This is a genomic window from Intrasporangium flavum (assembly GCF_001956915.1).
Lineage (GTDB): Bacteria > Actinomycetota > Actinomycetes > Actinomycetales > Dermatophilaceae > Monashia > Monashia flava.
This window is the reverse complement of record NZ_MLJO01000030.1, coordinates 1-7,808: the sequence shown is the minus strand read 5'-3', so window position 1 is coordinate 7,808 and position 7,808 is coordinate 1. Positions and strand designations below refer to the sequence as shown.

9 protein-coding genes are annotated in these 7,808 nt (G+C 72.8%); 2 read left to right on the top strand and 7 right to left on the bottom strand.

The window, feature by feature from the left end; all coding sequences use genetic code 11:
- Positions 1-1,050, top strand: a 1,050-nt coding sequence (locus BIV28_RS19805; protein WP_083707519.1) for a L,D-transpeptidase family protein, incomplete at its 5' end; no start/stop codon positions are given.
- Between the two features lie 48 nt (positions 1,051-1,098).
- Complete coding sequence (locus BIV28_RS18850; RefSeq protein ID WP_076264078.1) at positions 1,099-2,025, top strand: helix-turn-helix transcriptional regulator; 927 nt, start codon at positions 1,099-1,101, stop codon at positions 2,023-2,025.
- An 18-nt stretch (positions 2,026-2,043) separates the two neighbouring features.
- Here BIV28_RS18850 and BIV28_RS18845 read toward each other — a convergent pair whose 3' ends face one another.
- The 7 genes from BIV28_RS18845 to BIV28_RS18815 all read right to left on the bottom strand — a co-directional run.
- Positions 2,044-2,472 carry an OsmC family protein gene (locus tag BIV28_RS18845; RefSeq protein WP_076264077.1) on the bottom strand — a complete coding sequence of 143 codons (429 nt, stop codon included), beginning with the start codon at positions 2,470-2,472 and terminating at the stop codon, positions 2,044-2,046.
- Positions 2,473-2,547: 75 nt separating this feature from the next.
- On the bottom strand, positions 2,548-3,564 hold the full coding sequence (locus tag BIV28_RS18840; protein ID WP_076264076.1) for an LLM class flavin-dependent oxidoreductase: 1,017 nt from the start codon (positions 3,562-3,564) through the stop codon (positions 2,548-2,550).
- Between the two features lie 42 nt (positions 3,565-3,606).
- Positions 3,607-3,954, bottom strand: coding sequence for a YciI family protein (locus tag BIV28_RS18835; RefSeq protein WP_242653138.1), 348 nt, complete (start codon positions 3,952-3,954; stop codon positions 3,607-3,609).
- 151 nt (positions 3,955-4,105) lie between these two features.
- Positions 4,106-5,608 (bottom strand): FG-GAP repeat domain-containing protein, encoded by a 1,503-nt coding sequence (locus tag BIV28_RS18830; RefSeq protein ID WP_207556118.1) that lies wholly within the window; start codon positions 5,606-5,608, stop codon positions 4,106-4,108.
- Between the two features lie 33 nt (positions 5,609-5,641).
- Positions 5,642-5,851, bottom strand: a complete 210-nt coding sequence (locus tag BIV28_RS18825; protein WP_207556117.1) for a hypothetical protein — start codon at positions 5,849-5,851, stop codon at positions 5,642-5,644.
- Positions 5,848-7,194, bottom strand: a complete 1,347-nt coding sequence (locus BIV28_RS18820; RefSeq protein ID WP_076264072.1) for a hypothetical protein — start codon at positions 7,192-7,194, stop codon at positions 5,848-5,850. The genes BIV28_RS18825 and BIV28_RS18820 overlap by 4 nt, the downstream gene beginning before the upstream one ends.
- A gap of 159 nt (positions 7,195-7,353) precedes the next feature.
- Positions 7,354-7,808 (bottom strand): DUF732 domain-containing protein (locus BIV28_RS18815; protein WP_076264071.1); only part of this gene is annotated, 455 nt, incomplete at its 5' end.

Genomic DNA, 7,808 nt, shown 5'->3' with positions numbered 1-7,808 from the left:
GTCAAGGACCTGCAGGTGCGCCTGCGGCTCGTGCGCTCGACGTACTGGCCGTACGCGGTCTCCGGCGTCTACGGCTGGACCCTCGGGCAGAAGGTCCGCGCCTTCCAGGTCGACCAGAAGCTGTCCGTCAACGGCGTCGTCGACCAGGCCACGTGGAACCGTCTCGTCGCCCTGACCCGCACCACCACCGCGGTCTCGGCCGGCAGCGGCGTCTGGAAGGTCAAGGACCTGCAGGTGCGGCTGCGCCTCGCGGGTTCCTCGTACTGGCCGTACGCGGTCTCGGGTGTCTACGGCTGGACGCTCGGGCAGAAGGTCCTCGTCTTCCAGCGGCTGCAGAACCTGCCGCAGTCGGCCGTCGTCGACCAGCGCACGTGGTCACGCCTCGTCGCCCTGACCCGCACCGCCACGGTGCTCGGCCCGACCTCCCCCGCGGCCAACGTCCGCGAGCTGCAGCGCCGGCTCGGCACGAAGGGCCTGTGGCCCTACGCCGCGTCGGGCGTCTACGGCTGGACGCTCGGGCAGAAGGTCCTCGCCTTCCAGCGGCTGCAGAACCTGCCGCAGTCCGGCGTCGTCGACCAGCGCACGTGGACCCGGCTCCTCGCCGTCACCTACGTGCCCGGCACCTTCGACAAGCACCGCTTCTACGCCGGGCTGCGACCGCTCCTGCCGACGATCGGCTCGCTCGACCCGCGCTGCCGCACCGGACGCGTCATGTGCGTCAGCAAGGACACCCGCACCCTGACGTGGGTCGTCGACGGCAAGCCGCTCATGGCGATGTGGGCACGGTTCGGTGGGCCCGGTCGCGAGACCCGCGAAGGCACCTTCCACGTCTCGCGCAAGTACGAGTACGTCATCTCGAACCTCTACTTCACGCCGATGCCGTACTCGATGTTCTTCTCCGGCGGCCAGGCCGTGCACTACTCGTCGAACTTCGCGCGCCTCGGCTACGCGAGCTCGAGCCACGGGTGCGTCAACATCGCCGACCACGCGCAGGTCAAGAGCCTCTTCTTCAAGGTGCGCGTCGGTGACAAGGTCGTCGTCTACAGCTGAGCAAACCCGGTCGGGCGGTCGTGGCCGGGCGGCGGTGAGGATCGGGTCGTGAGCAGCGCCACCGACACCTTCGCCGCCTGGCTCGACGTGCTCGTCGACACCCTCGACGAGCCCGGCCTGACGGGCGAGGAGATCGCGGCGCGGCTGCACCTGTCGCGGTTCCACCTCGACCGGGTCGTCAGCGCGGCGGCGGGCGAGGCGCCGAGGACCCTGCGCCGCCGGGTGCTCCTCGAGCGCGCCGCCTTCCGTCTCGCGGCGAGCCGCCGCCCCGTGCTCGACGTCGCCGTCGAGGCGGGCTACGGCTCGCACGAGGCGTTCACCCGGGCGTTCCGTCGTGCCTACGGCCTGGCGCCGACCGCGTGGCGCGAGCGCCCCGGTGCGATCCGCGTCGAGGCGGGCAACGGCATCCACTTCCACCCGCCGGCAACGATCCGCCTACCGGCCCGGCGAAGGGTCACCGCCATGGACCTGCTGCAGAAGATGGTCGAGCACCACGTGTGGCTCGTCGGCGAGATCATCGAGTGCGCCACCCGGCTCACCGACGAGAAGCTCGACGAGCCGATCGTCCTGTCGGTCGAGGACGACCCCGACCCCTCGACGCTGCGTCGCATCATCAGCCGGCTCGTCGGCCAGATGGCGATGTGGAACGCGACGATGGCCAGCCGGGAGTACGACTTCTCGGTCGAGGTCGACGAGTCGCTGACGTCGGCGCGCCGGCGGCTCGCCGAGGCGGCCCCGGTCTTCGTCGCGCACGTGCGCGAGGCCGTGGACAAGGGCCAGCTCGACGACGTCTTCGTCGACGCCGCGAGCGACCCGCCGTACGTGTGCAGCTACGGCGCGATGGTCGCCCACGTCCTGACGTTCGCTGCGCACCGCCGCACCCTGGCCGTGCTCGCCCTCGACAGGCACGGCGTCGGGCGGCTCGGCTGGGGCGACCCGATCGAATGGATCGACGCCGAGGTCAGGTCACGCTGAGCGCGGTGCGGCGGCCCGTCACTCGACGGTCGTCGTGACCTGCTGGCCGAGCTCGACGGTGCGGCTCACGGTGCACCACTCGTCGTGCGACCGCTTGACGAGCTTGGGCAGCATCTCGCGGGCCGCGTCGCCGCCGTCGCCCTCGGGGAAGCGCACGCGGAAGCGCACCTCGATGTCCTGCAGGTGGTTGCCGTGCTCGTCCTTGACCTTGTCGGCGGTCACCTCGACCTCGAACTGCTCGGGCTCGGCCCGCCGCGTCGTCACGGTGTCGACGTCGACCGCGGTGCAGCCGGCGATGCCCGCGAGGAGCAGCTCGACGGGGCTCAGCTCGTCGGTGCCCGAGCTGACGGTGATGGAGCCGCCGCGGCTGTTGCGGACCGTGTAGCGGCCGACGCTGTCGCGGGTCAGCGTGACGCGGCGCAGGTCCTCGGGGTTTCTCTCGCTCATGGCGTGCAGCCTCTCAGAGGTCGTGGGGTGGCTGGCGACCGCGTCCGGGGTCGCGGGTCGGTGGTGGCGCCGGGGTCAGAGCCAGGCGTCGGCGAGCAGCTCGTAGGTCTTGAGCCGATCGGCGGGGTCGTAGGCGCCGCACGTGACGACCACCTCGTCGACGCCGGTGGCCTCGACGAAGCCGGCCAGGCCCTCGCGCACCGAGTCGGGCGTGCCGACGAGCGACACCCGGGTCATGTCGGAGACGGCCTGCCGCTCGGCCGGGCTCCACTGCGACAGAAGGCTGTCGATGTCGCCGGTCGGCTTGGTCACGCCGCCGCGGCGCCCGGTGACGATGCTGTGGAAGCGGGCGAGCACGCTGGTGTAGAGGTGCTCGGCCTCGGCCTGCGTGTCGGCGACCATGACGTTCATCCCGGCCATGGTGCGCGGGGCGTCGAGCCCGCCGGGCAGCGTCGAGGGGACGAACCGGCTGCGGTACACCTCGAGGGCGCTCATGAGGGCGGCCGGTGCGAAGTGCGACGCGAACGAGTACGGCAGGCCGAGGGCGGCCGCGACCTGCGCGCCGCCGTGGCTCGACCCGAGGATCCAGACCGGCACGTTCGTCCCCTCGCCGGGCACGGCGCGCACCTTGGCGTCGGGGTCGGGCTCGCCGAGGTAGCCGAGCAGCTCCTCGACCTCGCCGGCGAAGTTCATCGCGGCGGCCTCGTTGCGGCGCAGCGCGCGCGTCGTGAACGGGTCGGTGCCGGGCGCGCGCCCGAGCCCGAGGTCGATGCGGCCGGGGTGCATCGTCGCGAGGGTGCCGAACTGCTCGGCGACGACGTAGGGCGCGTGGTTGGGCAGCATGATCCCGCCGGCCCCGACGCGGATGGTCTCGGTGTGGTCGGCGACGTGCCCGATGAGCACCGCCGTCGAGCTCGACGCTACGCCGCGCATGTTGTGGTGCTCGGCCATCCAGTACCGCCCGTAGCCCCACTTCTCGGCGTGCCGCGCGATGTCGACGGTGGCCGAGATCGCCTCGCCGGCGGTGCCGCCGTCGGCGACGGGCACGAGGTCGAGGATGTTGAGCTGGGCTTTCGAGGCGGTGCTGGTCACCCCCCTGCCAACCCGCGGCCGGGGGGTGACTATTCCGACCGGTCAGTCGGTGGGCGCCTCCGGGCCGTCGGAGATCTGGCGCAGCGTGGCGACCACCGTGACCTCGGGCCAGTGCCTGGCGTGCAGCTCGGCGAACTCCCGCTGGTCCTCGATGGCCTCCTCGAGGCTGTCGTACTGCATGATCGCCCAGCCGCCGACGACCTCCTTGGACTCGGCGTACGGCCCGTCCACGCGGTTCACCTCGCCGCGGCGCACGACGAAGTTCACGGCGTCCTCGGTGCCGTACAGCCCGCCGCCGTCGAGGAACACGCCCTTGGCGGCGCGCTCGCCGATGTGGACGTCCATCGCGTCGAACAGCGCCTTGGGCGGCGTGCCGACGCCCTCTTCCATCCTGACGAATCCCATGAATCGGGGCATCTCGGTGTCTCCTCGTGCTCTGCGGGTCGTTGCCTGTCAGTCCTGCGTCGAACGGCCAGCGGGCCGTTCGACACTGATCCTCGACTTTTCTCACGCAGGCCGCACGCGCACGGCGCGCGCCGTGTCAGAACAGCCGCGGGAAGGACTGCCAGCTGCCCGCGCCCGACACCGCCCGCGTGGTGAACCCGCCCCGTCCGTTGCCCGGGTACCGCCACAGCGTGCCCACGGCGTCGCGGGCCAGCAGGTCGGAGGAGCCGTCGCCGGTGACGTCACCGATGCCGACGAGCAAGGTGAAGGCGTTCCAGCCACCGCCGACCGCCACCCGGGGGCGGTAGGACCCCGCGCCGGTTCCGTCGTAGCGCGAGAGGACGCCCTTGGCGTCGCGGACGAGGAGGTCCGGTCGCCCGTCGCCGGTGAGGTCGCCAGCGGCGACGATCGCGGTGAAGGCGTTCCACCCTGTACCGAGGCTGACCCGCGCGCGCAGTCCACCGGTTCCGGTGCCGTCGTAGCGCCACATCCGCCCGGAGGCGTCGCGCGCGAGCACGTCAGCACGGCCGTCACCGGTGAGGTCACCCGCGCCGACGATCGCCGTGTAGCCGTTCCATCCGGTGCCCACCCTGACGCGGGGCCGGATGCCGCCCGTACCGGTCCCGTCCTGGCGCCACAGGACGCCGGACGCGTCGCGGACCAGCAGGTCGGGGCGCCCGTCGCCCGTGAGGTCCCCCGCGCTGACGACGGTCAGCCCGCCCCTGCCGCTGCCGATCTGGACGCGCGGCCTGAACGTCCCGACGCCCGTGCCGTCCCAGCGCCACAGGCCGCCCTTGGCGTCGGTGCCCAGCAGGTCGGCGACGCGGTCCGAGCCGAGGTCTCGCACCTTGCCGTCCTTGACGACGAGGACGCCGGTGAAGGCGACCGGTGCGCCGTCGAGGGTGCGCAGCGCGCCCTCGCCGTCGGCGGCCGAGCCCGTCAGGGTCCACGTGTAGCGGCCCCCGGGCGCCCAGCGCGTGCCGAGGCGCCCGTCCCAGTCGAGGCGGATGCCTCCGTGCGGCGCCGTGCCGGTCCACGTGCGGACCACGGCCCCGCCGGCGTTGCGCAGGTCGAGGCGCCAGGACCCGAGGGGCTTGGTCGTGTCGAACTCCGCGTGCCAGCGGCCGACGGCCCCGGAGGGAGCCGCCTCCAGGCTCGTCGCGGCAACGGTGCCGAGCAGCCGTGGCGCGTGGGCGACGTTCTGTCCGAACGGAAGCGGCGCGACCACGACACGGCCCGACGCGTAGTCCTGCCACGCAACGAGGTGGTCGTCCACCGTGAGGCGGGGACGAGCGTCGTTCGTCGACCAGGGGTTCACCTCGCCGAGGCGCACGGGCGTGGCCCCGACAGTGGTCAGGTCGAGGGCCATGAGATCGGTCGAGTCGGGCTCGACGTAGACGACCCCGCCGTCAGCGAGCCTCGGATAACGCATGGCCGGCAGGGTGCGGACCGCCCCGGTCACGACGTCGTGGAGGTAGGCGTGGTCGGCGCACTGGGGGGCCACCACCGCCTGACGACCCCAGATCGACACGACGTTGCCCCACGCGGCCCACCCGCATTCAGCCCCGCGCAGCAGCCTGGGCGCGTCCGCGGTCTCCACGTCGCGGTACCAGGACGCGCCGTCGGCATCGACTCAGACGGCCCGTCGACCGAAGAGCGCCACCGTGCCGTCGGTGGGCCACGCGAGCTTCTGCAGCACCCGCCCGTCGACCGACACCACGGCATCCGTGCCCCAGGGAGGCCCCGCCAGCTCACGCGTGTAGTAGGGCCCGGAGATGACCGAGCCGTTGCAGCCGCGCACGTCCGTGCTGATGCCCGGCGCGACGTCGTCCGCGACGGTCACGGTGCAGGTGACCACCGAGGCGGCGATCTGGCGGTTGACCCGGACGGTCCGGCTGCTCGATACGGCGACGGCGCTCCCCCAGCCGCTGCGGTGGATGTCGTTCGTCGTCGGCTGCTCGGCACCGACCGTGGGACCTCCCCCTGCGTGACTGGTCGCGTCCACCCCGCGTAGACGTTGTCGTAGTCGTCGTCCGGGTACACGCCCTCGTCGAGCACCCGGCGGTTGTCGGCGCCGACGAGGCGGCCCGGCGCCAGGGCCAGGCCCAGCGCCTCGGCCGGCCGGGCCGGGGACTGGTCGAGCACCTGCGCCCGTGCCTCCGAACCGAACTGCCAGATACGGCCACGGGTTCCGCGGGCGACGAAGTGGTCGCCGAGCACTCTCACGTCGCCGTCCGCGAGCTCCGAGACTGCCACCCCGGACACCGGTCTGACGGAGAAGTCACCGGAGAGCGACGACACCGACACCTCTGCAGGGAAGGTGGTGCGCCATGCGACGCTCGTGTCCGTCGCCGCTGCGAGCGAGAAGTAGCGGTCCTCGGGGGTCGGCCGGCACGTGGTGGCCCCATCGGTCCGCTCGGCGCGGCAGAGGCTCGCGTCCGTGCGCTGTGCGTCGACGTTCCAGACGCGTTGGGTCCACACGACCAGATGCGGCGTCAGCAGGGCACGACCCACGTTCGGGCCCGAGGTCGTGAGGACCGAGACCGTTCCGGTTGCGGCGTCCAGGCGCTTGAGCGTCGCGCCCTCGTCGGGCGAGACGGAGTCGAAGAAGTAGACGCCATCTCCCCCGGCCCCGACGATCCTGCGCTCGAGCCCGGCGGGTGGTGAGAGGTCGACGGAGGTGCCGTCAGGCCGGGTGAAGACCATGTGCACGCCGTCGATCGTGGACGCGCTCGTGACCCAGCCCGCAGCCGAGGCAGCCACCAGTCCTGCCTCGGGCGCCACGGGGCTCGAGTCCCCGGGCAGCACCTGACCCGTGGAGACGCTGCGACGGCGAACCTCCGACACCGGGTTGTCAGACCAGGTCGTCAGCACGTCACCGTCGACGAACCCGACGCGATACCCGGGGTCGAGGTTCGGCAGCGCATGTCGGGCACCCTGCGGCATCACGGCCTCGTAGGTGGCCGGGAAGGGGTTGCCGCGCCAGTCGTTCGGGGGCCGCCGCTCGAGCACCATCGCATCGGGTGAGGTGCCCAGCACGGTGACGGTGTCGAACCGCTCGGCGCTGGGCGCGGCCGGCAGCACGACCGCACCCACCGGGGCCGGCGTCGACGGATCGGCCCACGCGGCCGAGCCCGCGGCCCCCACGAGCAGCAGCGCCACCCCGGCCGAACGGATCACGGGCACGGGGCGTCGATGGGGGCGAGAGGCACGCACGGGCACTCCTGCAGGAGAAGGGACGGATGCCTCGTCGGGCCTTCCGCCCCCCGTCGGCGGGCACACTGTGTCCCGGCCGCCCGCCCGTGTCAACGAACGGGCCGTTCCGTTGCAGGTTCCTGCAGACCGCTACGGGAGGGCGAGCTGCTTGATCTGGTCGCCCTGGTCGGGGCAGAACGCGTTGACGCCCGCGGCCATGAGCTGCTTGGTGCGCAGCGCGTCGCCGGTGTTGCCCAGCGGCTTGCCCGCGTCGTCGACGGCGATCTGCTCGAGCGTCACCCCGCCGTTCTTCAGGGCCCAGCACGTCGTCGTGCCGGTCTCGAGGTCGTCGGTGAGCGTCGCGGCCGTGATGTCGACGCCGCGGTTGCGGGCGTCGAGGACGAACCTCGCCTCCGGCTCGCTGATGCTCGGCCGGGCGCTCGCTATGTCGGAGGGCAGGTCCTGCAGGGTCGGTGCGTCGCTGCCGCAGGCCGCGAGCGTCGTGATCGTCGCGGCGGCCAGCACGGCGAGGGTGGCCGCGCGGGCGGGGCGGGCCGGGCGGGCGGGGCGGGCGCGGCGTCGCAGGCGGCTCACGGTGTCCATCG